21 protein-coding genes are annotated in these 23,830 nt (G+C 66.5%); all 21 read right to left on the bottom strand.

Going from position 1 to position 23,830, the window contains the following annotated elements:
* Positions 1 to 23: 23 nt before the first annotated feature.
* A complete protein-coding gene (locus tag VBO01S_RS05000; protein ID WP_062471360.1) occupies positions 24 to 929 on the bottom strand; it encodes an SDR family oxidoreductase in 906 nt (301 codons plus the stop codon).
* A 119-nt stretch (positions 930 to 1,048) separates the two neighbouring features.
* Positions 1,049 to 1,987, bottom strand: coding sequence for a glutathione S-transferase family protein (locus VBO01S_RS04995; protein WP_062471357.1), 939 nt, complete (start codon positions 1,985 to 1,987; stop codon positions 1,049 to 1,051).
* A 32-nt stretch (positions 1,988 to 2,019) separates the two neighbouring features.
* Positions 2,020 to 3,660 (bottom strand): isovaleryl-CoA dehydrogenase, encoded by a 1,641-nt coding sequence (locus VBO01S_RS04990; RefSeq protein ID WP_062471354.1) that lies wholly within the window; start codon positions 3,658 to 3,660, stop codon positions 2,020 to 2,022.
* A gap of 31 nt (positions 3,661 to 3,691) precedes the next feature.
* Positions 3,692 to 4,708 (bottom strand): NADP-dependent oxidoreductase, encoded by a 1,017-nt coding sequence (locus tag VBO01S_RS04985; protein ID WP_062471352.1) that lies wholly within the window; start codon positions 4,706 to 4,708, stop codon positions 3,692 to 3,694.
* 24 nt (positions 4,709 to 4,732) lie between these two features.
* Positions 4,733 to 5,203 carry a PaaI family thioesterase gene (locus tag VBO01S_RS04980; RefSeq protein ID WP_082817985.1) on the bottom strand — a complete coding sequence of 157 codons (471 nt, stop codon included), beginning with the start codon at positions 5,201 to 5,203 and terminating at the stop codon, positions 4,733 to 4,735.
* Between the two features lies 1 nt (position 5,204).
* Positions 5,205 to 6,005, bottom strand: coding sequence for an SDR family oxidoreductase (locus VBO01S_RS04975; protein ID WP_062471348.1), 801 nt, complete (start codon positions 6,003 to 6,005; stop codon positions 5,205 to 5,207).
* Between the two features lie 70 nt (positions 6,006 to 6,075).
* Positions 6,076 to 7,473 carry a DUF2252 domain-containing protein gene (locus tag VBO01S_RS04970; RefSeq protein WP_062471345.1) on the bottom strand — a complete coding sequence of 466 codons (1,398 nt, stop codon included), beginning with the start codon at positions 7,471 to 7,473 and terminating at the stop codon, positions 6,076 to 6,078.
* Entirely contained in the window at positions 7,463 to 7,765 is a 303-nt protein-coding gene (locus tag VBO01S_RS04965) for a Dabb family protein (RefSeq protein ID WP_062471343.1), read from the bottom strand. The genes VBO01S_RS04970 and VBO01S_RS04965 overlap by 11 nt, the downstream gene beginning before the upstream one ends.
* A 20-nt stretch (positions 7,766 to 7,785) precedes the next feature.
* Complete coding sequence (locus VBO01S_RS04960) at positions 7,786 to 8,025, bottom strand: hypothetical protein (RefSeq protein WP_062471340.1); 240 nt, start codon at positions 8,023 to 8,025, stop codon at positions 7,786 to 7,788.
* Positions 8,026 to 8,027: 2 nt separating this feature from the next.
* Positions 8,028 to 9,881 carry an acyl-CoA dehydrogenase gene (locus VBO01S_RS04955; RefSeq protein WP_062471338.1) on the bottom strand — a complete coding sequence of 618 codons (1,854 nt, stop codon included), beginning with the start codon at positions 9,879 to 9,881 and terminating at the stop codon, positions 8,028 to 8,030.
* Between the two features lie 18 nt (positions 9,882 to 9,899).
* A complete protein-coding gene (locus VBO01S_RS04950; protein ID WP_062471329.1) occupies positions 9,900 to 10,379 on the bottom strand; it encodes a PaaI family thioesterase in 480 nt (159 codons plus the stop codon).
* 2 nt (positions 10,380 to 10,381) lie between these two features.
* Complete coding sequence (locus tag VBO01S_RS04945) at positions 10,382 to 11,557, bottom strand: acetyl-CoA C-acyltransferase (RefSeq protein ID WP_062471327.1); 1,176 nt, start codon at positions 11,555 to 11,557, stop codon at positions 10,382 to 10,384.
* A 49-nt stretch (positions 11,558 to 11,606) separates the two neighbouring features.
* Positions 11,607 to 13,085, bottom strand: a complete 1,479-nt coding sequence (locus tag VBO01S_RS04940; protein ID WP_062471325.1) for a M20 family peptidase — start codon at positions 13,083 to 13,085, stop codon at positions 11,607 to 11,609.
* A 25-nt stretch (positions 13,086 to 13,110) separates the two neighbouring features.
* Positions 13,111 to 15,213 (bottom strand): 3-hydroxyacyl-CoA dehydrogenase NAD-binding domain-containing protein, encoded by a 2,103-nt coding sequence (locus VBO01S_RS04935; RefSeq protein WP_062471322.1) that lies wholly within the window; start codon positions 15,211 to 15,213, stop codon positions 13,111 to 13,113.
* Positions 15,214 to 15,450: 237 nt separating this feature from the next.
* Positions 15,451 to 16,146, bottom strand: a complete 696-nt coding sequence (locus VBO01S_RS04930) for an ABC transporter ATP-binding protein (protein WP_062471318.1) — start codon at positions 16,144 to 16,146, stop codon at positions 15,451 to 15,453.
* A gap of 1 nt (position 16,147) precedes the next feature.
* Positions 16,148 to 16,924, bottom strand: coding sequence for an ABC transporter ATP-binding protein (locus tag VBO01S_RS04925; RefSeq protein ID WP_062471315.1), 777 nt, complete (start codon positions 16,922 to 16,924; stop codon positions 16,148 to 16,150).
* Positions 16,925 to 18,250 (bottom strand): branched-chain amino acid ABC transporter permease, encoded by a 1,326-nt coding sequence (locus VBO01S_RS04920; RefSeq protein WP_062471312.1) that lies wholly within the window; start codon positions 18,248 to 18,250, stop codon positions 16,925 to 16,927. It lies immediately after the preceding gene.
* Between the two features lie 4 nt (positions 18,251 to 18,254).
* Positions 18,255 to 19,208 carry a branched-chain amino acid ABC transporter permease gene (locus VBO01S_RS04915; protein ID WP_062471309.1) on the bottom strand — a complete coding sequence of 318 codons (954 nt, stop codon included), beginning with the start codon at positions 19,206 to 19,208 and terminating at the stop codon, positions 18,255 to 18,257.
* 94 nt (positions 19,209 to 19,302) lie between these two features.
* Complete coding sequence (locus VBO01S_RS04910; protein ID WP_062471306.1) at positions 19,303 to 20,544, bottom strand: branched-chain amino acid ABC transporter substrate-binding protein; 1,242 nt, start codon at positions 20,542 to 20,544, stop codon at positions 19,303 to 19,305.
* A 201-nt stretch (positions 20,545 to 20,745) separates the two neighbouring features.
* Complete coding sequence (locus VBO01S_RS04905) at positions 20,746 to 21,975, bottom strand: branched-chain amino acid ABC transporter substrate-binding protein (RefSeq protein WP_062471303.1); 1,230 nt, start codon at positions 21,973 to 21,975, stop codon at positions 20,746 to 20,748.
* 140 nt (positions 21,976 to 22,115) lie between these two features.
* Positions 22,116 to 23,759, bottom strand: coding sequence for a 3-(methylthio)propionyl-CoA ligase (locus VBO01S_RS04900; protein ID WP_062471300.1), 1,644 nt, complete (start codon positions 23,757 to 23,759; stop codon positions 22,116 to 22,118).
* Positions 23,760 to 23,830 lie beyond the last annotated feature (71 nt).

The following is a 23,830-nucleotide window of genomic DNA, read 5'->3' as shown; positions in this document are numbered from 1 at the left end:
CGAGGGGCCGCCTCAGGAAGGGATCAGGCGGAACGCAGCTGCTCGCGCAGCTTTTGCCCGATCTCGGGGCGTTCGAGGAATGGGTCGGCCGGGTTGGTGATCGACACGATGTTCTCCATGCGGCTCTTCACGTTGCCCAGCGCCTTGGGGTGGCTGAACACGTAGAACTGGTTGTCGCTGATGGCTTCGAACACCTTGTGCGCCACCTCGGCGGCCGTGATCTTGCCGCTGCTCACCGCCTTGTTGCTCATCGCCTGGCCGATGAGCTGGCTCTTGGTGAGCTCGGTGTCCTTCGGTGCGTTCGGGCGGTTGCGCTCGCTACTCGTGATGCCGGTGGGCACGAAGTACGGGCACAGCAGGCTGGCGCCGATCTGGTCGGTGACCAGGTTCAGGTCCTGGTACATGGTTTCGGTCAGGCTCACGACGGCGGCCTTGGCCGCGTTGTAGATGCCCATGTTGGGCGGCGTGAGCAGGCCGGCCATGCTGGCGGTGTTGGTGATGTGGCCGCGGTAGCTCGGGTCCTTGGCGGCGGCCTCGAGCATCATCGGCGTGAACAGGCGCACGCCGTGGATCACGCCCCACAGGTCGACGCCCAACACCCATTCCCAGTCGGCCACGGTGTTTTCCCACACCAGGCCGCCGGCGCCCACGCCAGCGTTGTTGAACACGAAGTGCGGTGCACCGAAGCGCTCCTTGACGGCGGCGGCCAGCGCTTCCATCTGGGCCGCGTCGGACACGTCGACCTTGCGCGCCAGCACCTGGACGCCCAGGGCTTCCATTTCTGCCTTGGCCTTGTCGAGTGCGTCCTGCTGCACGTCGACCAGCACGAGGTTCATGCCGCGGGCGGCGCCGATGCGCGCGCATTCGAGGCCGAAGCCCGAGCCTGCGCCGGTGAGTACGGCGGTCTTGCCCTTGAAGTCCTGGATCATTTGCCGGTGTCCTTCTTGCTTTGAATGTGTCTGACGATGAAGCGGAAGCCGCTATTGAAATACGGAACGCGCGCCGGCGCAGTCACGAAGGTGCCCGTCGCACGCGGATCTTTCGCTCATCAGGCCTCGGCTTTCTTCAACACATAGCCGATGCGCGGAAAGTGCACATGCACCGTGCCCGTGCGCTCGCTGCTGCGCTCCAGCGTGTAGTGGGTGCGCGTGGCGGCCACCAGCGTGCCCGCCGTCTCCTCGAGGCCGAAGCTCTCGGCGCGGATGGTGACGGCACTGCCCAGTGCAATGCCGTGGTCGTCCTGGAAGGTGCTGTCGGTCAGCAGCGTGTGCGGCGTGGCGGCCTTGGCGACAACGATGGCCTCGTCGCTGGAGAACTTCGACGAGGTGCCGTGGCCGATGGCCGCCATGCGGTCCATCCAGTCGAGCACCGCGGGCGTCAGATCGAGGATGCCCTTCACCGCCTCGATGCGGCGCGTGTACCAGAGCGGGTGGTAGGCCGAGAAGTCGGCAATGCTGGGCACTTCGCCGAGCAGGAAGGGCTTGTCGTCGAGCATGTCAGACAGGCGGCGCAGGTACGACTTGTAGGCACTGGTGGCGTCGGCCGGGCGCAGGCGCGTCATGTTGCCGGCGCTCATCTTGCCGCGGTCTTCGCCGAAGGCCTTGATGGCTTCAGGCGGCGCCTTGGCGAACACTTCGGCTGCGCCCCTGGGCTGCAGGTTCCAGGCCATGGCGGCCCAGAACAGCGAGGTGTCGGCCCATTGCGCGAGGATGCGCGACATGCCCTTCTCGGGCTCGGGGTAGAGCGTGGGCTCGGGCTGCAGGTGCTCCAGCACGTCAGCGATGAGCGCGCTGTCGCAGTACATGTCGGCGCCGATCTGCAGGAACGGCGTCTTGCGGTAGCCGCCGGTGAGCACTTCCACATCGGGCTTGGGCATGATCGGCGGAATGAAGACCGACTTCCACGGCAGCTTCTTGGCGCCGAGGATCAGGCGCACCTTCTCCGAGAACGGCGAGGTGATGTAGTGGTGGAGGATGAGGTCGGCCATGGTGTCTTTCGTGGAGGTGTTCTTGTCGGGGTTCAGCGCGGCTGCGCGCGCTGGATGATCGAATCGAAATCGGTGCCCGCGCCCAGCGTGCCGAAGGCCTGGCCCCAGTCGCCGCCCAGGCGCGAGGCGCAGAAGGCATCGGCCACGGCGGCGGGCGCGGTCTGCACCAGCAAGGCGGCCTGCACGGCCAACGCCACGTCCTGCGCGAGGCGGCGCGCCTCGGTCTCGGAGGCCATGGCCTCGATGCGTGCGGGCAAGGCGTCGGCCAGGCGGTCGAGGGCGGCCTGCTGGCCGCGCGCGGGGGCCAGCTCGTGCGCCAGCGCGGCCACGGCGTCGCCCTTGCGCAGGCCGCGCAGCAGGTCGAGCGCCATGATGTTGCCGGCGCCCTCCCAGATGGAGTTGAGCGGCATCTCGCGGTAGATGCGCGCGAGGATGCCCTCGCCGCCCTCCTCCACGTAGCCGTTGCCGCCCAGGCATTCCATGGCCTCCTGCGCGAAGTGGCTGCCGCGCTTGCAGATCCAGAACTTGGCGACCGGCGTGAGCAGGCGCGCCATCAGGTTCTCGTGCGCGTCGGCCTGGCGGTCGAAGGCCCGCGCGAGGCGGATCGCCAGGGCGGTGGCGGCTTCGCTTTCGAGCGCGAGGTCGGCCAGCACGTTCTTCATGAGCGGCTGTTCGACCAGCGGCTTGCCGAAGGCCTGGCGCTGCGCCGTGTGATTCAGCGCGATGCCCAGCGCCTGGCGCATGAGGCCGCTGGTGCCGAGCGAGCAGTCGAGCCGCGTCATCGTGCCCATCTCGAGGATCTGCGGAATGCCGCGGCCCTCCTCGCCCACCAGCCAGGCGCTGGCACCGTGAAATTCGACCTCGGAGCTGGCGTTGGCCTTGTTGCCGAGCTTGTCCTTCAGGCGCTGGATGTGGATGGCGTTGCGTGAACCATCGGGCAACACGCGCGGCAGGAAGAAGCACGACAGCCCGGCGGGCGCCTGCGCGAGGATGAGGAAGGCATCGCACATGGGCGCCGAGAAGAACCACTTGTGGCCGGTGATCGCGTAGCGCTCGCCCCAGGCGTCGCTGCCGTCGCGCACGGCCTGCGTGGTGTTGGCCCGCACGTCGGAGCCGCCCTGCTTCTCGGTCATGCCCATGCCCATGGTCACGCCGGGCTTGTCGTGCAGCGGCTTGAGCGCGGGGTCGTACCAGAGGCTGGCGAGCTTCGGGCCCCAGTCGGCATGTACGCCCGCGTTGCCGCGCAAGGCGGGCGTGACGGCGTAGGTCATCGAGATCGGGCACAGGACGGACGGCTCCAGCTCGGTGAAGAGCATGAAGCCCGCCGCGCGCAGCACGTGCGGCGAGGCGGATGTGCCGGTCCACGGCGTGCCGTGCAGGCCCGCGCCCACGGCGGCAGTCATCAACGCGTGGTAGCTCGGATGGAACTCCACCTCGTCGATGCGACGGCCGAAGCGGTCGTGCGTGTGGAGTTCGGGCGTGTGGATGTTGGCCAGCCGCGCATGCGTCTGCATGGCGGCCGAACCGAGGGTGGCGCCCAGTTCGTGCAGCTGCGTGGTCTGCAGCGTGGGCGCGTTGAACTTCAGCGCATCGCGCAGGGAGCGGTGGGTGTCGAAGAGGTTGTAGTCGACCAGCGGCGTGGGCTGGTTGAAGACCTCGTGCGTCGTGTCCATGACCGGCCTCCTTGCCGTGCGTTTCAGTGCATCAGATCAGCTTGACCAGTTGCTTGCCGAAATTCTTGCCCTTGAGCAAACCCAGGAAGGCTTCAGGGGCGGATTCGATGCCCTGCGCCACCGACTCGCGCGGCTTGAGCTTGCCCGTGCCCACCAGCGTGCCGAGTTCGGTCAGCGCCTCGGGCCACACTTCCATGTGCTCGCTGACGATGAAGCCCTCGATCTTCAGGCGGTTGATGAGGATCAGCGCCGGGTTCGCGAGCGGCAGCGGCTGGCCGTCGTAGCCCGCGATCATTCCGCACAGCGCCACGCGCGCGAACGCGTTGGTGCGCAGCAGCACGGCGTCGAAGATGTAGCCGCCGACGTTCTCGAAGTAGCCGTCGATGCCGTTCGGGCAGGCTTCCTTGAGCGCGGCGCTCATGGTCTTCACGTCGGGGTGCTGGCGGTAGTCGATGCAGGCGTCGAAGCCGAGCTCGTCGGTCACGTACTTGCACTTGTCGGGGCCGCCCGCGATGCCGACCACGCGGCAGCCGCGCGCCTTGGCCAGCGCACCGAAGGCACTGCCCACGGCGCCGCTGGCGGCGGTGATGACCACGGTTTCACCGGCCTTGGGCGCGATGATCTTCACGAGGCCGTACCAGGCCGTCACGCCGGGCATGCCCACGGCGCCGAGGTAGTGCGACAGCGGCACGTGCGTGGTGTCGACCTTCTTCAGCGCGCCGGGCTGCGAGGCATCGACCACGCTGTATTCCTGCCAGCCGCCGAAGCCGACGACCTTGTCGCCCACGGCGTACTTGGGGTGCTTGCTCTCGACCACTTCGCCGACCGTGCCGCCCTGGAACACCTGGCCCACGGGTTGCGGCTGCGCGTAGCTCTTCGCGTCGTTCATGCGCCCGCGCATGTACGGGTCGAGGCTCATGTAGTGGTGGCGCACCAGCACCTGGTTGTCGGCGAGCGCGGGCGTCTCGACAGTCACCAGCTTGAAGTTGCTGGCCGTGGCTTCGCCCTCGGGGCGGTTGTCGAGGTGGATCTGCTTGTTGGTGGGCATGAAAGTCTCCGGGGGAATGGGATGTCAGTCGGTGGATGGCGGGCGCATCGCGTTGGCGCTCGCGGGGCCGGTCGGCAGCCGGCGCTTCACGTACTTGAAGGTGCCGGTGGCATGGGCGCACACGCGCTCCTGTTCGTCGTAGATCTTGGCTTCGGTGAAAGCCAGCGTCGCGGTGCGGTGCAGCAGCGTGCCGCGCGCGTGCAGCGGGCCGACCGACGGTTGCATGAAGCTGGTCTTCATCTCGATGGTGACCACGCCGGTCTCGGGCGCCACGCTGCGCGCAGCGGCCGCCATGGCGATGTCGAGCAGCGTCATGCAGGCGCCGCCGTGCGTCACGTCGAAGGTGTTCAGGTGCTCGGGCTTGGCGGTGTAGATGATCTCGGACTGGCCGTCCTCGAACTTCGTGAGCTCGAAGCCGAGGTGGCGCGCGAACGGAATCTGGCTCGTGTACGAGCGGATGTTGATGTCGCTGGACTTTTCAGGCGAATCGGACATGTCAGGCCGCACCCAGCACCACGCTCACGCCGCCATCGACCGCGACCCACTGGCCGGTGATGTGCTTGCCGGCATCGCTCGCGTACAGCAGCGTCAGGCCCTTCAGGTCTTCGTCGTCGCCCAGGCGGCCCAGCGGCGCCGAGGCGGCCATGTGCTCTTCGCCCAGGGTCTTGATCAGGCCGGCCGCCATCTTCGTCATGAAGAAGCCCGGGCAGATCGCGTTCACGTTGATGTTGTACTTGCCCCATTCGGCGGCCAGCGTCTTGGTGAAGCCGATCACCGCGGTCTTCGAGGTGTTGTAGGCCAGCGTCTGCATGCCGGGCGGGTTGCCGTTCAGGCCCGCGATCGAGGCGATGTTGATGATGCGCCCGCGCTTCTTCGGGATCATGTAGCCCTTGGCAACCTGCTGCGCCAGGATGAAGTAGCCGCGCACGTTGAGGTTCATCACCTTGTCCCAGGCCTCGACCGGATGGCTCTCTGCCGGCGAACCCCAACTGGCGCCGGCGTTGTTGATGAGGATGTCGACGCCGCCCATGCGCTGCAGGGTTTCGTCGGCCAGGCGGCGGGTGTCTTCTTCCTTGGAGCAGTCGGCGGCGATCCAGCGCGCGTCGATGCCGGCGGCCTGCAGCTCGGCGGCGGCCTGTTCCAGGTCGTCGGCCTTGCGCGAGCTCAGCATGATCTTCGCGCCGGCTTCTCCCAGGGCATGGGCCATCTGCAGGCCCAGGCCGCGCGAGCCGCCGGTGATGAGCGCCGTCTGACCCGTGAGGTCGAACAGCTGTTGGGTGGTGCGGGGCTTCGTCATGTCGGTGTCTCCGGTGTGGATGATGAAAGAAGAGGGTTGCGTTGGCGCTGGAGGCGGTGGCTTCGGGCCGTCAGGACGCGGTGTCGTCCGCCTCGACGGCGGCGGCCTTGCCGGCGGCCACGGCTTTTTTCAGCCGGCGCCAGTCGGCCTGGTTCACGTCGGCATAGCCTTCGGCGAAATCGGCGAGCGCCGCGTTGAAGCTCCTGGAGCGCCCCAGGTAGCCGTCGATGGCCCAGGCGTCGCCGCCCTTGGCATGCGCGCGGGCCAGGCTGTAGCCGCAGGCCTCGGCGAACTCGAGCAGGTCGACCGGCTTGAAGTCCTCGAGCTTGTAGGAGGCCTTCATGTCGCGCAGCTGCCGCACGTAGAAGCCGCGCCCGCCCGGTCCCTGGGCCCAGCCCAGGAAGACGTCGCTGGCGGCCTGGGCCAGCCGCTGGCCCTGCACCACGCGCTGGCCCGGCGACGCTGTGTCCGGTGCCGCGCCCAGCGGGGCTTCGAGCACCGACTCGCCGGCCTCCTTGCACTGCAGGAACAGCGGATGCGCGCGGTCGGCCACGAACAGCAGCAGGAAGCAGCGCCGGCCGACCGAGCCGACGCCGGGCGTGAGCACCGCGACGTCGTGCAGCTCGTAGCGGTCGAACAGCCGCTGGCGCTCGGGCGGCAGGCTGGCGCGGTACTGCGCCAGGAAGGCCGGCAGCCCGGCGCGGAAGCGCTTGATCTCCCGCGCCGTCGCACGGGCGTCGTGGTACACGAACGGCGGCTGGTCGCGGATCATGAGGCGGCCGTCGACCGTCTCGGTTGCGCTGTCGGCGAACACGCGCGAGGTGCTGCGGCGCGCCTTCTTGATGACCGCGAGCTCGGTCGCGTCTTCGGCGCCGAGCTTCAGCAGGGTTTGCGAGGTGAGCCGCGCGTACCAGGCCTCCAGCGTGTCCATGCGCGCGAAGGCCCGCATGCGATCGCGGTAGGCCTCGGCCAGCTGCTGCACGGCCTCGCGCCCGATGCGCGGCTTGAAACCCCGGTCGCGCGCGGCCACCACGAACGAGGTGGCCAGCCGGCGCACGTCCCAGTCGAAGGGCCCTTGCAGGGTTTCGTCGAAATCGTTGATGTCGAAGACCAGCGCGCGCTCGGGGCTGGCAAAGAAGCCGAAGTTCGCGAGGTGCGCATCGCCGCACAGCTGCGTCGCGATGCCACTGTGCGGCAGCCTGGCGAGGTCGTTCGCCATCAGGCTGGCGGCGCCGCGGTAGAACGTGAAGGGGCTGGCCAGCATGCGGCCATGGCGCACCGGCACCAGCTCGGGCACGCGGCCGCGGTTGGACGCCTTCAGCCAGCCGAGCGGATCGCGGTCGGTGGCGTCGGGCCGGGGCACCTGCGCCCACTGGCCGAGCGCACAGCGCTGGCGCTGCGCACGGCCGAACGCCCTCCGCTCGGCCGGTGAGGCCGTGGCGTCGGGCGCGTGGGGTTCAGAGCTCATAGTCCATGCACTGGCGGGCTTCGCGCACGGCGCCGATGAAAGGCTTGAGCGCCACGTGCTGGGGGTGGTCGGCGTAGGCCGCCAGCGCGGCGGCGTCGGTGAATTCCGAATTGAGGATCAGGTCGTAGGTGGCCTCGAGCCCGGGCTGGGCAATGACCACCTCGAAACGGTGCGTGCCGGGCGAGAGCGTCGCGCAGGCATCGAGCAGCGCCTTGGCCTTGAGCAGGTTGGTCGCCTTGTCGGCGCCCTCGGCGTGCTCCTTGAACTTCCACATCACGATGTGCTTGAGCATGGTCGGTCCTTGCCTTGTTCTTACTTGAGCCGCGAACGCACGTAGATGAGCACGACGCCCACCGCGGCGACCACGACGCCGGGCACGGCCATCGACCAGCCCAGCGTGGGCTCGGTGCGGCCCGTGGCGATGCCCAGGATCACGAGGAACAGGCCGCCGTAGATCAGGATCCAGATCCACTTCTCGAGCCGCGCATGCGGCTTGGGTGGTTTCGGCGGTTGGGCGGCGGGCGGGGGTGAGTTCGGGGCGGCGTTGGCCATTGTCAGAAAGCGTCCTCGGGCAAAGCGGTACAGGTCGGGTCACGGGTTTCGACCACCTGGAGCCAGGCACCGATTTTCGGCAGCTCGTAGTGGAAGAAATAGTCCGTGGCGCCGATCTTGCCAGCTGTTACCGCCCTCGCCTTCTGTGCGTCGATTTCCAGGGCCCGCAGCGCCACGTCGAGCCAGAGCCAGGCCAGCACGGTGTGGCCGAAGGCCTGCATGTAGGGCACGGCGTTGGCCAGCGCGTCGGCCGGGTCGCCGGTGGACCAAGCGGCCTCCGTGGCGCTGCCGATGTGCTGCAGCGCGGCACCCAGCGCCTTGGCGTGCGGCGCCAGCGCGGGCACCTTGGCCGCGCGGCCGATGGTCTCGGTGACGCGCCCAGCCAGCAGCTGCAGGCCGCGGCCCTTTTCCATCAGCACCTTGCGGCCCAGCAGGTCGGCCGCCTGGATGCCGTGCGTGCCCTCGTGGATCATGTTCAGGCGGTTGTCGCGCCAGTACTGCTCCACCGGGAAATCGCGCGTGTAGCCGTAGCCGCCATGCACCTGAATGGCCAGCGAATTGGCTTCCAGGCACCACTCGCTGGGCCAGCTCTTGGCGATGGGCGTGAGCACCTCCAGCAGCAGACGGGCGTCGTCGGCCGTCTGCGCATCGCCGGTCTTCTGCGTGTCGACCAGACGGGCGCAGTACAGCTCCAGCGCCAGTGCGCCCTCGCAGTACGCCTTCTGGGCGAGCAGCATGCGGCGCACGTCGGCGTGCTCGATGATGCGCACCTGCGGTGCGGCCGAGTCCTTGGCCACGGCGGCGCCGGCGGCCTCGGGCTTCTTCACCAGCCGGCCCTGCGGGCGGCTCTTGGCGTACTCGAGCGAGGCGTAGTAGCCGGCCATGCCAAGCATGGTGGCGGCGGTGCCGACGCCGATGCGGGCCTCGTTCATCATGTGGAACATGCAGTGCAGGCCCTTGCCGGGCGCGCCGACCAGGTAGCCCACCGCGCCGGCCTTGCCGCCGACCGGGTACTTGCCCTCGCCGAAGTTCAGCAGCGTGTTGGTGGTGCCGCGCCAGCCGAGCTTGTGGTTGAGGCCTGCCAGCGCCACGTCGTTGCGCTCGCCGGTGAGTTCGCCCTGCGTGTCCACCATGCGCTTGGGCACGATGAACAGCGAAATGCCGCGCGTGCCCGGAATGAGCTTGCCGTTCTCGTCGGGGATCTTGGCCAGCACGATGTGCACGATGTTCTCGGTCAGCTCGTGGTCGCCGGCCGAGATCCACATCTTGTTGCCCGTGAGGCGGTAGCGCGGGCCCAGCGGGTCGTCCTGGAAGTCGTCACCGTCGGGAACGGCACGCGTGGCCACGTCGCTCAGCGACGAGCCCGCCTGCGGTTCCGACAGGCACATGGTGCCGGCCCAGCGGCCCGAGAATTCATTCTTGGCAAACACCTCTTTCTGCTTCTCGGTGCCGTGCACCATGAGCAGGTTGGCGTTGCCGCTGGTGAGCATGTTCGAGCCGATGCTCACCGAGGCCATCGCGAAGAAGCTGTTGGCCGCCGCCTGCACCGTGTAGGGCAGCTGCATGCCGCCAATGTCGTAGTCCTGTGCGGCGCTCAGCATGCCGGACTCGACGAAGGCCTTGTGCGCGTCGTGCGTGGCCTGCGGCAGGATGACCTTCTCGCCATCGAAATGCGGCTCCTGCGTGTCGACGGTGCGGTTGAACGGCGCGTACTTTTCGCGCGCAATGCGCTCGCAGGTGTCGAGCACGGCGTCGAAGGTCTCGCGCGAGTGGTCGGCAAAACGCTCGCTCTGGTTGAGCTTCTCGGCGTCGAGCCAGTCGTAGAGCAGAAAGTCGAGGGTGGGACGCAGGCTCATGGTGATGTCTTCTTCAGGCTACGACTTCGCGGGTGTCGAAGTCTTCTTCGGGGAATCGGGCAGCGTGGCGATGGTGCCCTGCGCCAGCGCGCAGAGCTTCTCGGTGCCGTCGTCGGCCACCGCCACCACCTCGCAGGTGCACACGGCCTGCGAGCTGCCGGTGTGCACGGCCCGGGCGCGCGCAATCAGTCGCTGGCCGATGGCGGGCCGCACGTAGTTGATCTTGAATTCGGAGGTCACGACCGGCACGCGCAAGGCGCTGCCGCCGGCAAAGGTCAGCGCGTTGTCGGCCATGTAGCTCACGATGCCTCCATGGGCGAAACCGTACTGCTGCTTCAGCTGCGCGGTGAGCGGCAGCTGGAGCTCGGCATGGCCCGGCGCGAGCGCATGCAGCTCGGCGCCGATCAGCACGCTGAAGGGCTGCGCGGCCAGCACGCTGCGGCCGTAGGCCAGGACGGCTTCGGGCGAGACCTCCTGGTCATTGCCCAAGCCGGACATGGTTACAGGACCTCGAACACGCCCGCAGCGCCCATGCCGCCGCCGATGCACATCGTGACCACGACCTTCTTGGCGCCGCGGCGCTTGCCTTCGATGAGCGCGTGGCCCGTGAGGCGCTGGCCGCTCACGCCGTAGGGGTGGCCCACGGCGATGGCGCCGCCGTTCACGTTCAGGCGGTCGCCCGGAATGCCCAGCTTGTCGCGGCAGTAGATGACCTGCACGGCGAAGGCTTCGTTCAGCTCCCACAGGTCGATGTCGTTGACCGTGAGGCCCAGGCGCTTGAGCACCTTGGGAATGGCGAAGACCGGGCCGATGCCCATTTCGTCGGGCTCGCAGCCGGCCACGGCGAAGCCGAGGAAGCGGCCCAGGGGCTTCAGGCCCTTCTGCTGGGCGTACTTCTCGTCGACCACCACGCAGGCGCCGCCGCCGTCGGAGAACTGGCTGGCGTTGCCGGCCGAGATCAGGCCGCCGGGCATGGCCGAGCGGATGCCGCTGATGCCTTCCTTGGTGGTGCCGGGACGGATGCCTTCGTCGTTCTCGATCGTGACTTCCTTGGTGCGCAGGCCCATCACGGGGTCAGCCACGCCGGCCAGCACGGTGATGGGGGCGATCTCGTCCTTGAACTTGCCGGCTTCGAGCGCGGCGGTGGCGCGCTGCTGGCTCTGTGCGCCGTACTCGTCCATGGCGTCGCGGCCGATGTTGTAGCGCTTGGCGACCTGCTCGGCGGTCTGCAGCATGTTCCAGTAGATCTCGGGCTTGTGCTTCACGAGCCAGGGGTCGGCCAGCATGTGCGTGTTGGCTTCGTTCTGCACGCACGAGATGCTCTCGACGCCACCGGCCACGTACACGTCGCCCTCGCCCGCGATGATGCGCTGGGCGGCGGTGGCGATGGTCTGCAGGCCCGACGAGCAGAAACGGTTGATGGTCATGCCCGAGGTGGTGACCGGCAGGCCAGCGCGCAGGGCGATCTGGCGCGCGATGTTGGAACCGGTGGCGCCTTCCGGCGTGGCGCAACCCATGATGACGTCGTCGACCGAAGCCGGGTCGATGCCGGCGCGCTGCACCGCGTGCTGCACGGCATGGCCGCCCAGCGTGGCGCCGTGGGTCATGTTGAAGGCACCCTTCCAGCTCTTCGCGAGCGGCGTGCGGGCGGTGGAAACGATGACGGCGCTGGTCATGGTGAGGTCCTTTGAAGATGGAAGGGAAAAGAGGGAAAAGACGGGGTCGTCATTGCGCCGGCGCAGCAGCGTTCGTGTTGCGCAGGAGCTGGTGGTAGAAGCCGATCATCTCGCCGTAGTTCGAGATGGCCAGGCGTTCGTTGTTGCCATGGAAGCGCGCCAGGTCCTCGCTCTTCACCCGGAACGGCGAGAAGCGGAAGACGGCATCGCTCACGAGGCTGAAGTGGCGGGAATCGGTGGCGGCGGTCATGAGGCCGGGCGCCACCACGGCGTCGGGAAAGCTCTGGCGCACGGCCTGCTGGATCGCGCGGTAGCCGGTGCTGTCGGTGGGCGACACCGGCGAGGGCTCCGAGTTGCCGGGGTACGGCTTGATCTTGATGTCGTCGTCGCCCAGCGCCTTGCGCAGGTGCGCCTCGACGCTGGCCAGCGTGTCGCCGGGCAGCACGCGGAAGTTGACGGCGGCCTCGGCGCGGCCGGGCAGCACGTTGTCCTTGTTGCCGGCGCGCACGATGGTCAGTGCGGTGGTCGTGCGCAGCATGGCGTTGCTGCTCGGGCTCTTCTCGAGCTGGCCGCGCACCAGCGGCTCGGTGAGCCACAGGTTCGACAGCATGACGCGATTGACGCCGCCCATCTCGGGCGCAAGCGCGCCGAACATCTGCCCCGCCACGCCCTGGATGCCGCCGGGCATCGGCGACGCTTCGAGCCGCGCGAGCGCGGCACTCATGCGGCCGATGGCGCTCTTTTGTGGCGGCATCGACGAGTGGCCGGGCGCGGTATCGAGCGAGAGGAAGAAGGTGCCGTAGCCCTTCTCCGCCAGGCCGATGAGTGCCGCGGGCTTGCTCAGGCCGGGCAGCACGCCGTCGAGCACGAGCAGGCCTTCGTCGAGCACCCAGTCGAGCTTCACGCCGCGCGACTTGAGCAGTTCGGCGATGGGCTGCGCGCCGCGCAGGCCGCTCACCTCTTCGTCGTCGCCCATCACGAGGTAGACCGTCTGCTTGGGCTGGAAGCCGCTGCCGATGAGCAGCTCGATGGCTTCCATCTGTGCAAACAGGTTGCCCTTGTTGTCGAGCGTGCCGCGGCCCCAGACGAAGCCTTCCTTGATCTCGCCCGCGAAGGGGTCGACCGACCAGGCCTTTTCGGTGCCGGGGGCGATGGGCACCATGTCCTGGTGCGCCATGAGCGCGATTGGCTTGGCTTGCGCGTCGGTGCCGGTCCAGGTGTAGAGCAAGGCCTTCTGGCCCACCACTTCCTTCTTGAGGGTGGCGTGAACCTTCGGGTACTGCTGCGCCAGGTAGGCGTGCAGCTTGTCGAACTCGGCCAGGTTGGCGGCCGCGTCCTCCAGGCTCGACACCGTGCGGATCGGGATCGCGCCGGCCAGCCGCTTCGCAGCGGCCTGCAGGTCGATCTCGAGCTTGGGCGCGGGCGCCACCGCGAGCTGCTGCGATGGCGTGGTCCAGGTCTTGACCGCCACGGCCGCCACGAGTGCCAGGAGCACCAGCAGCAGCCCGAGGAAGATGCGTTTCAACATGGGCGGTCTTGATCCCGGTTCAGACTCAGCTGAAGGACTTGCCTTCGGCCACCAGCTTCTGGATCAGCGGTGCGGGCTGCCAGAACTCGGCGTCGTCGCGCGGGTTCTGCGCAAAGCGCTTCATCGTCTCGGCCACGTTGTACAGGCCGACCTGCGAGGCGTAGTGCATCGGGCCACCGCGGTAGATCGGGAAGCCGTAGCCGGTGAGGTACACCATGTCGATGTCGCCCGACTTGGAGGCAATGCCGTCTTCCAGGATGTGCGCGCCTTCGTTGACGAGGGCGAACACCAGGCGCTGCACGATTTCCGTGTCGGAGATCTTGCGCGGCGTGATGCCCAGTTCCTTGCGGTGGTCCTCGATCATCTTGTTGACGAGTTCCGACGGGATGGCGTCGCGCTTGCCGGCCTGGTAGTCGTACCACCCTGCCCCGGTCTTCTGGCCGAAGCGGCCCAGTTCGCACAGCTTGTCGGCCGTGCGGCTGTACTTCATGTCGGCGCGCTCGACGGCGCGGCGCTTGCGGATCGCCCAGCCGATGTCGTTGCCGGCCAGGTCGCCCATGCGGAACGGGCCCATGGCGAAGCCGAACTTCTCGATGGCCTTGTCGACCTGCTGCGGCGTGGCGCCTTCGTCCAGCAGGAAGCCGGCCTGGCGGCTGTACTGCTCGATCATGCGGTTGCCGATGAAGCCGTCGCACACGCCCGACACGACGGACGTCTTCTTGATCTTCTTGCCGATGGCCATCACGGTGGCCAGCACGTCCTTGGACGTGGCCTTGCCGCGCACCACTTCGAGCAGCTTCATCACGTTGGCCGGGCTGAAGAAGTGCATGCCGACCACGTCCTGCGGACGGTCGGTGAACGAAGCGATCTTGTCGACGTCGAGCGTCGAGGTGTTCGAGGCCAGGATGGCGCCCTTCTTGGCGACGCGGTCGAGTTCCTTGAAGACCTTTTCCTTGACGCCGATTTCTTCGAACACGGCTTCGATGATGAGGTCGGCGTCCTTCAGGTCGTCGTAGCTCAGCGTGGTGCTCAGAAGCGCCATGCGCTGCTCGTACTTGTCCTGCTTGAGCTTGCCCTTCTTGACCTGGGCTTCGTAGTTCTTCTTGATGGTGGCAATGCCGCGATCGAGCGCCTCTTGCTTCATCTCGAGGATCTTGACGGGGATGCCCGCGTTCAGGAAGTTCATCGAGATGCCGCCACCCATGGTGCCGGCGCCGATGACGCCCACGGCCTTGATGTCGCGCTTGGGCGTGTCTTCGGGCACGTCGGGAATCTTGCTCGCGGCGCGCTCGGCCATGAACAGGTGGCGCAGGGCCAGCGATTCGGGCGTGAACATCAGCGCGGTGAACAGACGCCGTTCTTCGGCCATGCCGTCGTCGAACTTCATCTTGGTCGCGGCCTGCACGGCGTCGACGCACTTCAGCGGCGCGGGGTAGTTCTTCGACATGCCGCCGACCATGTTCTTGGCGAACTGGAAGTAGGCATCGCCTTGCGGATGCTTGCACGGCAGGTTGCGCACCAGCGGCAGCTCGCCGCCCTTGGCAGCGACCGACTTGGCGAACTCGACGGCTTCGTCGAACACCGACTCGGCCGAGGCGGCCAGCTTGTCGAACAGCTTCTGGCCCGGCAGGCTGGCGAGCAGCTCGCTCTTCACGGGCTCGCCGCTGACGATCATGTTCAGGGCGGTTTCCACGCCGATCACGCGCGGCAGGCGCTGCGTGCCACCGGCGCCCGGCAGCAGGCCGAGCTTGACTTCAGGCAGTGCCACGCTGGTGCCCGGTGCGGCCACGCGGTAGTGGCAGCCGAGCGCCAGCTCCAGGCCGCCGCCCATGCACACGGAGTGGATGGCTGCGACGATGGGCTTGGGCGAGGCTTCGAGCGAGAGGATCACGCTCAGCAGGTTGGGCTCTTGCAGCGCCTTGGGCGTGCCGAATTCCTTGATGTCCGCACCGCCCGAGAACGCCTTGCCGGCGCCGGTGATGACGATGGCCTTGACGGCGCTGTCGGCATTGGCCTTGGACAGGCCGTCGGTGATGCCGATGCGTGTCGAGAAGCCGAGACCGTTGACCGGCGGGTTGGTCAGGGTGATCACGGCGACATCGCCGAGCACTTTGTATTCAGCCGTCATGCTGCGTTCCTTGGTGTGTGAAGAAAAAGAAGAAAAAGCACGAGTGTTCTTTTTCGAAGATTCTAGGCGTTTTGCGTGGCCGAACAATGGCACGCAGTCGCTGTCGGGACAAGGGCCTCAAGAGAGAGCCGGACTTTCCAGGAACACCGCGGAACCGGCTTTGCCGGGCCGCAGGTGTTGCCCCCTGCAAGGGGGAAGGCGCGCGCGACACGAAGTGCGCGAAGCCTGGGGGTTTGCTTAAACCTCCAGCCACTCCCTGCGGGTGGTGCCGTCGGCGCGCAGGCTGTCGGGCGTCCCGTCGAACACGATGCTGCCGTGGCCCATGACGAGCGCACGGTCTGAGATCTGCATCGCGATGGTGAGCTTCTGCTCGATGAGGAGCACCGAGATGCCCTTGTCCTTCAGCGTGCGCAGGTACTGCCCCACCAGCTCGACGATCTTGGGCGCAAGGCCTTCGGTGGGCTCGTCGATGATGATCAGGTCGGGGTCGCCCATGAGCGTGCGGCACAGCGTGAGCATCTGCTGCTCGCCGCCCGAGAGCACGCCGGCCTCGGTGTGCTGGCGCTCCTTCAGGCGCGGGAACATGCCGTACATGTCGTCGAAGGACCAGCGGCTGCCCTTGCCCGAGCCCTTCTGCCCCAGCAGCAGGTTCTGGTGCACCGTGAGCTTGGGAAAGATGTCGCGGTTCTCGGGCACGTAGCCGATGCCCATGTGCGCGATCTCGTAGGCCTTGCGGCGCAGGATGTCGCCGCCCTTCCACTGCAGCGTGCCCTCGGCATGCACCAGGCCCATGATGGCCTTGGCGGTGGTCGAGCGGCCCGAGCCGTTGCGACCCAGCAGGGCCACGATCTCGCCCGGGCGGACGTCGAAGGAAACGCCATGCAGCACATGGCTCTTGCCGTAGTAGGCGTGGATGTCGTGAAGCTTCAGCATGTCAGTGTCCCGCCCCTTGCGCGTCGGCAACCGACGAACCCAGATACGCCTCCTGCACGCGTGCATTGGCGCGCACGGCAGCCGGCGTGTCGAAAGCGATGACTTCGCCGTAGACCACCACGGCGATCTTGTCGGCCAGCCCGAAGACCACGCCCATGTCGTGCTCCACCGTCAACAGTGTCTTGCCGACGGTGACGTGCTTGATGAGCGAGATGAAGTGCGAGGTCTCGGTCTTGCTCATGCCGGCCGTGGGCTCGTCCAGCAGGATCACGCCGGCGCCGCCGGCGATGGTCACGCCGATCTCGAGCGCGCGCTGCTCGGCATAGGTGAGGTTCACCGCATGCACGTCGCGCTTGCGCTCCAGGCCGATCTGCTTGATGAGCTCTTCGGTGCGCGCGTTGGCGTCGTCCAGGTTCGAGAGAAAGCGCAGGAAGGTGTACTTGTAGCCCAGGCTCCACAGCACGCCGCAGCGCAGGTTCTCGAAGACGCTGAGCTTCGGGAAGATGTTGGTGATCTGGAAGCTGCGCGACAGCCCCAGGCGGTTGATTTCATAGGGCTTCTTGCCGTCGATGCGCTGCCCGTTGAGCAGCACCTCGCCGCTGGTGGGCGTGAGCCGCCCGCTGATCAGGTTGAACAGCGTCGACTTGCCCGCGCCGTTCGGCCCGATCACGGCGATGCGTTCGCCGGCCTTCACCGCCAGGTCCACGCCGCGGATGATTTCGGTCTTGCCGAAATTCTTGCGCAGCGCCTTCAGTTCCAATGCGTATTGCGCGCTCATTTACGCCGCCTCCCGACGTTTGATTTCTGCTTCGATCTCTTCCTGCGCCTGGCCCCAGACCCGCACGAAGCGGCGCCGTGCCACCTCGAGCAGGCCCAGGCCGACGGCCAGGATCGCGATGGCGCCCAGCCAGCTGGTCACGCCCGCCGTGTTCAGCATGGTGCCGAAGAACTTCAGGTCCGGGCCCATCGCCGCGTTGAGCTGGATGTGATAGATCATTTCGATCAGCGCGGCAGCACCGACCACCACCGGCACCAGGGCCACGGCGAGCGCGGCGTACAGGCCCCAGAAGCGGTTGAACTTGCCGAACTTGGCCACGCGCAGGTTCATCATGACCAGGCTGGCGATGCCGCCGGGGGCGAACATCACCATGAACACGAACACCAGGCCGAAGTACAGCTGCCAGGCCTTCGACAGTTCGGACAGCAGGATCGAGGCGAACACCAGCAGCACCGCACCGATGATCGGGCCGAAGAAGAACACCGCGCCGCCCAGGAAGGTGAACAGCAGGTAGCCGCCCGAGCGGATGGCGTTCAGGCTGTCGGCCGCGTTCACGATCTCGAAGTTGATCGAGGCCAGGCCGCCGCCGATGCCGGCGAAGAAGCCCGCAATGATGAACGCGAAGTAGCGCACGCGCTGCGTGTTGTAGCCGATGAACTCCACGCGCTCCGGGTTGTCGCGCACCGCGTTCAGCATGCGGCCCAGCGGCGTGCCGGTGAAGGCATACATCAGGGCGGTGCACACGAAGCAGTACGCGGCGATCAGGTAGTACACCTGGATCTGCGGGCCGAAGGTGAAGCCGAAGAAGCTCGGGCCGTACACGCGGTCGGTGGTGATGCCGCCCTCGCCGCCGAAGAAGCTGGGGAACATCAGCGCCATCGAGGCCACGAGCTCACCGATGCCCATGGTGATCATGGCGAAGGTGGTGCCCGACTTCTTGGTGGTCACGAAGCCCAGCAGGATGGCGAAGAACATCCCCGCCAGCCCGCCGACGAGCGGAATGAGCACCAGCGGAATCGTCGGGCCGCCCTTGGTCGCCATGTTCATCGCGTGGATGGCGATGAACGAGCCCAGGCCGGTGTAGACGGCATGGCCGAAGCTCAGCATGCCGCCCTGCCCCAGCAGGATGTTGTAGCTCAGGCAGATGATGATCAGGTAGCCCATCTGCGAGAGCATCGTCAGCGCCAGGCTGCTCTTGAACAGCATCGGCGAGATGATCAGCACCAGGGCGAACAGCGCCCAGACCAGGTAGCGCCCGATGTTCCAGGGCTTGAAGCGGTAGTACCGCGTCGGGGTCGTCGGTGAAGTGGTGGTTGCGGTGGTCATGGTGTCAGTCCTCCCGGGTGCCCAGAAGACCCTTCGGGCGGAAGATGAGGATCAGCACGAGGAACAGGTACGGCAGGATCGGTGCGACCTGCGAGATGGTGAGCTTGAGCAGCTCGTAGCCGAAGGTCTGGTCGGTCACGGCCACGCCCAGGGCCTGCAGCGCGGTGGCCAGCGAGTGGTCCAGCGCCACGGCGAAGGTCTGGATGATGCCGATCAGCAGCGACGCCAGGAAGGCGCCCGCCAACGAGCCCATGCCGCCGACCACCACCACCACGAAGATGATGGTGCCGACCGAACCGGCCATGGCCGGCTCCGTGACATAGGTGTTGCCGCCGATCACGCCCGCCAGGCCGGCCAGCGCGGCACCGCCGCCGAACACCAGCATGAACACGCGCGGCACGTTGTGGCCCAGCGCCTCGACCATGTCGGGGTGCTTCAGCGCCGCCTGGATCACCAGGCCGATGCGGGTGCGCGTGAGCAGCAGCCACACGGACACCAGCATGAGCATCGCCACCAGCATGATGAACGAGCGCGACTTGGGGAACTGCGTGCCGTACAGCGAGAACAGCGGGCCCTGCAGCGCCTCGGGCAGGCCGTAGGGCACCGTGGAGCGGCCCCAGACCAGCTGGACCAGCTCGAGGATGAGGTACGAAAGACCGAAGGTCACCAGCAGCTCGGGCACGTGGCCGAACTTGTGGACCCGGCGCAGGCTGTAGCGCTCGAAGGCCGCGCCCAATGCCCCCACCAGCAGCGGCGAGAGAAAGAGCGCGGGCCAGAAGCCGACGATGCCTGACAGGGTGTAGGCGAAATAGGCGCCCAGCATGTAGAAGCTGGCGTGTGCAAAGTTGAGCACACCCATCATGCTGAAGATCAGCGTAAGGCCAGAGCTCAGCATGAACAACAGCAGGCCGTAGCTGACGCCGTTGAGCAGTGAGATGACGAAGAATTCGACGTTCATCGGTCTTCCGTGTCGGTTGAAAAAGAAAGAGGCCCGAGTGTTGAAGTCGGGCCTCGACCGGTCAGGGGGCGATCAGCAGGCGATCAGGAGGCGATCAGGAGGCGCCGCCGGGTCGCTTCATCTGGCACGAGGTGGGCGTGCTCGAGACGTAGGGCTCGTAGTACTTGACCGGTGCCAGCGTGTAGCCGGTGTTCTCCGGGCTGTACGGGCTCTTCGCGTCGGCCTTCTGCCAGCGCGTGATCCACAGGCCCTGCTGCAGCTGGTGGTCGGACTTGCGCATTTCGACGTCGCCGTTGAAGCTCTTGAACTTCATGCCTTCCATGGCGGCCGCCACCTTCACGGGGTCGGTCGACTTGGTGCGCACGAAGGCTTCGGCGAGCATCGCGTACACGGTGTACGGCGACGTCGTGTACAGGTCTTCATTGAAGCGCTTCTTGAACTCGTTCATCATCGGCGCGATCGGGCCCGGCGCGTTGTAGTGGCTGTAGCCCACCATGTAGACCTTGCCGTCCGAGGCCGCGCCCATGGCGGTCGGCGTGCCGTTGGTCACGGCGTAGTAGGTGTAGAACTTGACGTTCAGGCCTGCGTCGTTGGCCGACTTGATGAGCAGCGCGAGGTCGGAACCCCAGTTGCCGGTGATGACGGTGTCGGCGCCCGAGGCCTTGATCTTGGCGATGTAGGGCGCGAAGTCGCGCACCTGGGCCAGCGGGTGCAGGTCGTCGCCGACGATCTGCACATCGGGGCGCTTGGTCTTGAGGTTGTCCTTGGCGTACTTCGCGACCTGCTGGCCGTGCGAGTAGTTCTGGTTGATCAGGTACACCTTCTTGATGTCGGCCTGGTCCTTCATGAAGGTGGTCAGGGCTTCCATCTTCATGGAGGTGTCGGCGTCCAGGCGGAAGTGCCAGTAGCTGCACTTGCTGTTGGTCAGGTCGGGATCGACTGCCGCGTAGTTGAAGTACACGACTTCCTTGCCCGGGTTGCGGGCGTTGTGCTTTTCGAGCGCGTCCATGATGGCCAGCGCCGGGCCGGAGCCGTTGCCCTGCACCACGTAGCGCGCGCCCTGGTCCATGGCCGAGCGCAGCGCGGCGGTGGTTTCCTGCGGGCTGAGCTTGTTGTCGATGCCGATGACCTCGAACTTCACGCCGGCCACGTTCTTCTTGTTGAATTCTTCGGCCAGGAACTGGAAGGTCTTGAGCTGGTTGGTACCGACGGCCGCCATCAGGCCCGACAGCGGGTCCAGCCACGCGATCTTGACGGTCTCACCCTTCTGGGCAAGGGCACCGGTGGCACTTGCCGCGAGCACGGCGGCGGTAGCGATCTTCAGAGCGAACTTCAATCTATATCTCCTGGTCAAACCGATATCAAAAACGCTGCACAAGCGTACAAGTCTTTGCCACCCCACCCCTCAGGGAATGCCCGTAAGGAAGGGGCTGCAAAGGCACGTATCTATCGCGCAGGCGACAGTGCATTTCCTTCTTTTGCTACCCGGCGGTAGGTATCTTCTACCGATGGGTAGGAAATGCGTTCACAAAGACGCCTAGGGGCGCTTCATCTGGCAGGTCGTGGGCGTGCTCGCCACATACGACTCGTAATACTTCACGGGGACGTTGGTGTAGCCGGTGTTCTCGGCGTCGTAGGGGTACTTGGCGCTGGCCTTCTCCCAGCGCGAGATGTACAGGCCCTGCTGCAACTGGTGGTCGGCCTTGCGCATCTCGACCTCGCCGTTGAAGCTCTTGATCTTCATGCCTTCGAGTGCCGCGGCCACCTTGACGGGGTCGGTCGACTTGGTCTGCACGAACGCGGCATCGAGCAATGCGAAGGTGTGATAGATCGAGGACTGCGTCAGGTCGTCGTTCATCTTCTTCTTGTAGCCGGTCAGCAGCCGCTGGATTTCGCCGCCCATGTTGTAGTGGGCATAGGCCACGGTGTAGACCTTGCCTGCCGAGGTGGCACCCATGGCCGTGGGCGTGCCGGCGCCCGGTGCGTAGTAGGTGAGGAACTTGACGTCCAGCCCCGAGTCGTTCGCCGCCTTGATGAGCAGCGAGAGGTCGGAGCCCCAGTTGCCAGTGATGACCGTGTCGGCGCCCGAGGCCTTGATCTTGGCGATGTAGGGCGAGAAATCGCGCACCTGCGCGAGCGGGTGCAGGTCGTCGCCCACGATCTGGATGTCGGGGCGCTTGGTCTTGAGGTTGTCCTTGGCGAACTTGGACACCTGCTGGCCGTGGGAGTAGTTCTGGCCCAGGATGTAGACCTTCTTGATGTCGGCCTGGTCCTTCATCCAGGTGGTCAGCGCTTCCATCTTCATGGAGGTGTCGGCATCGAGGCGGAAGTGCCAGTAGCTGCACTTGCTGTTGGTGAGGTCGGGATCGACCGCCGCATAGTTCAGGTAGAGCAGTTCCTTGCCGGGATTGCGCGCATTGTTCTTCTCGACGGCGTCGATGATCGCGAGCGCCGGGCCCGAGCCGTTGCCCTGGGTGATGTAGCGCGCGCCCTGGTCCTGCGCCGAGCGCAGCGCCGCGGTGGTCTCCTGCGGGCTCAGCTTGTTGTCGATCGCGATGATCTCGAACTTCACGCCCGACGCATTCTTCTTGTTGAACTCGTCAGCCAGGTACTGGGTCGTCTTGAGCTGGTTGGTGCCCACGGCCGCCATCAGACCCGACAGCGGGTCCAGCCAGGCGATCTTGACGGTTTCGCCCTTCTGGGCGAACGACGCTGAAACACTCACCAACATGGCGCAGGCGGCCACTGACTTGATACCGAAGTGCATGAAGAGTCTCCTGGTTGAAAGGCGGGACGCCAGCGTACAAGCGCCCTTTTCTTCGCCGCACAGGGAATGCCCGGAAGGAAAGCCGCCGGGGCGGCCTTCCTATCGCGTGCGCGACAGTGCGGGTGGGCTTTGGCCGTGCTTCAGAGGCCCGGCAGCTTGTAGTCCTTGAGCAGTTCGCGAAGCTTGGTCTTGAGGATCTTGCCGGTGGCGCCGATCGGAATGGCCTCCACGAACACCACGTCGTCGGGGATCTGCCACTTGGCCGTCTTGCCCTCGTAGAACTTCAGCAGTTCCTCGCGAGTGACTTCGGCGCCGGGCTTCTTCACGACCGCGATGATCGGGCGCTCGTCCCACTTGGGGTGGAACACGCCGATGCAGGCCGCCATGGCGATGGCCGGGTGCGCGACGGCGATGTTCTCGATGTCGATGGAGCTGATCCACTCGCCGCCGGACTTGATCACGTCCTTGCTGCGGTCGGTGATCTGCAGGTAGCCCTCGGCATCGATGGTGGCCACGTCGCCGGTGGGGAACCAGCCCCGGCCCGCGGCGTCGGCGACCAGCGGGTTGCCGCCCTCGCCCTTGTAGTACTCCTTGACGACCCAGGGGCCCTTGACCAACAGGTCGCCGTAGGCCTTGCCGTCCCAGGGCAGCTCGTCGCCGTTGCCGTCGACGATCTTCATGTCGACGCCGAAGATGGCGCGACCCTGCTTCATGCGGATCTGCAGCTGTGCGTCGGCGGGCAGCGACAGGTGCTTGTTCTTCAGCGTGCACAGCGTGCCCAGCGGGCTCATCTCAGTCATGCCCCAGGCATGCAGCACCTCGACGTTGTAGTTCTCCTGGAACGCCGTGATCATGGCCGGCGGGCAGGCCGAGCCGCCGATGACGGTGCGGTTCAGCTTGCTGAACTTCAGGCCGTTGGTCTGCATGTGGCCCAGCATCATCTGCCACACGGTGGGCACGCCGGCCGCGAAGGTCACGCCTTCGGACTCGATGAGTTCGTACACCGACTTGCCGTCCAGCGACGGGCCCGGGAACACGAGCTTGCAGCCCACCAGCGCGGCCGAGTACGGAATGCCCCAGGCGTTGACGTGGAACATCGGCACCACCGGCAGCACCGAGTCTTGCGCCGAGATGCGCATGACGTCGGGCAGCGCGGCAGCGTAGGCATGCAGCATGGTCGAGCGGTGGCTGTACAGCGCGGCCTTCGGGTTGCCCGTGGTGCCGCTCGTGTAGCACATGCTCGAGGCCGAGTTCTCGTCGAAGGTGGGCCAGTCGTACGCGGTGGGCTGCGTGCCCATCCAGGCTTCGTAGCTCACGAGGTTGGGCACGCCGCTGTCGGCCGGCAGCTTGTCGGCGTCACACAGTGCAACCCATTTCCGGATCGTGGGACAACGCGCATGCACCGCCTGCACCAGCGGCAGGAAGCTCAGGTCGAAGCACAGGATCTGGTCTTCGGCATGGTTGGCGATCCACGCGATCTGGTCGGGGTGCAGGCGCGGGTTGATGGTGTGCAGCACGCGGCCACTGCCGCTCACGCCGTAGTACAGCTCCAGGTGGCGGTAGCCGTTCCAGGCCAGGGTGGCGATGCGGTCGCTGAACAGCAGCTGCTCGCCATCCAGCGCATTGGCCACCTGCCTGGCGCGCGATGCGATGTCGCTCCAGGTGCAACGGTGGATATCGCCCTCGACACGGCGCGAGACGATCTCGCCGTCGCCGTTGTGGCGCTCGACGAACTCGATCAGCGACGAGATCAAAAGCGGTTGGTCTTGCATCAAACCCAGCATCTACGGACTCCTATGTGAAATGACTTCAAAAAGCGTTGCGAACGAGAGATTCACGCAAGCTTCGGCCACTT

Source organism: Variovorax boronicumulans NBRC 103145 (genome assembly GCF_001591345.1).
Classification (GTDB): Bacteria; Pseudomonadota; Gammaproteobacteria; order Burkholderiales; family Burkholderiaceae_C; genus Variovorax; species Variovorax boronicumulans.
Note: the sequence above shows the minus strand (reverse complement) of the source record. Positions and strands in the feature narration are given on the sequence as shown.

Bases quoted from the DNA above. Each gene is read 5' to 3' on its own strand.
- VBO01S_RS04915 (WP_062471309.1), bottom strand. From the start codon at position 19,208: ATGAACGTCGAATTCTTCGTCATCTCACTGCTCAACGGCGTCAGCTAC.
- VBO01S_RS04970 (WP_062471345.1), bottom strand. From the start codon at position 7,473: ATGAGCTCTGAACCCCACGCGCCCGACGCCACGGCCTCACCGGCCGAG.
- VBO01S_RS04930 (WP_062471318.1), bottom strand. From the start codon at position 16,146: ATGCTGAAGCTTCACGACATCCACGCCTACTACGGCAAGAGCCATGTG.
- VBO01S_RS04905 (WP_062471303.1), bottom strand. From the start codon at position 21,975: ATGCACTTCGGTATCAAGTCAGTGGCCGCCTGCGCCATGTTGGTGAGT.
- VBO01S_RS04960 (WP_062471340.1), bottom strand. From the start codon at position 8,025: ATGGCCAACGCCGCCCCGAACTCACCCCCGCCCGCCGCCCAACCGCCG.
- VBO01S_RS04940 (WP_062471325.1), bottom strand. From the start codon at position 13,085: ATGTTGAAACGCATCTTCCTCGGGCTGCTGCTGGTGCTCCTGGCACTC.
- VBO01S_RS04990 (WP_062471354.1), bottom strand. From the start codon at position 3,660: ATGGACACGACGCACGAGGTCTTCAACCAGCCCACGCCGCTGGTCGAC.
- VBO01S_RS04980 (WP_082817985.1), bottom strand. From the start codon at position 5,203: ATGTCCGATTCGCCTGAAAAGTCCAGCGACATCAACATCCGCTCGTAC.
- VBO01S_RS04950 (WP_062471329.1), bottom strand. From the start codon at position 10,379: ATGTCCGGCTTGGGCAATGACCAGGAGGTCTCGCCCGAAGCCGTCCTG.
- VBO01S_RS04975 (WP_062471348.1), bottom strand. From the start codon at position 6,005: ATGACGAAGCCCCGCACCACCCAACAGCTGTTCGACCTCACGGGTCAG.
- VBO01S_RS04935 (WP_062471322.1), bottom strand. From the start codon at position 15,213: ATGACGGCTGAATACAAAGTGCTCGGCGATGTCGCCGTGATCACCCTG.
- VBO01S_RS04900 (WP_062471300.1), bottom strand. From the start codon at position 23,759: ATGCTGGGTTTGATGCAAGACCAACCGCTTTTGATCTCGTCGCTGATC.
- VBO01S_RS05000 (WP_062471360.1), bottom strand. From the start codon at position 929: ATGATCCAGGACTTCAAGGGCAAGACCGCCGTACTCACCGGCGCAGGC.
- VBO01S_RS04920 (WP_062471312.1), bottom strand. From the start codon at position 18,250: ATGACCACCGCAACCACCACTTCACCGACGACCCCGACGCGGTACTAC.
- VBO01S_RS04925 (WP_062471315.1), bottom strand. From the start codon at position 16,924: ATGAGCGCGCAATACGCATTGGAACTGAAGGCGCTGCGCAAGAATTTC.
- VBO01S_RS04955 (WP_062471338.1), bottom strand. From the start codon at position 9,881: ATGAGCCTGCGTCCCACCCTCGACTTTCTGCTCTACGACTGGCTCGAC.
- VBO01S_RS04985 (WP_062471352.1), bottom strand. From the start codon at position 4,708: ATGCCCACCAACAAGCAGATCCACCTCGACAACCGCCCCGAGGGCGAA.
- VBO01S_RS04995 (WP_062471357.1), bottom strand. From the start codon at position 1,987: ATGGCCGACCTCATCCTCCACCACTACATCACCTCGCCGTTCTCGGAG.
- VBO01S_RS04965 (WP_062471343.1), bottom strand. From the start codon at position 7,765: ATGCTCAAGCACATCGTGATGTGGAAGTTCAAGGAGCACGCCGAGGGC.
- VBO01S_RS04945 (WP_062471327.1), bottom strand. From the start codon at position 11,557: ATGACCAGCGCCGTCATCGTTTCCACCGCCCGCACGCCGCTCGCGAAG.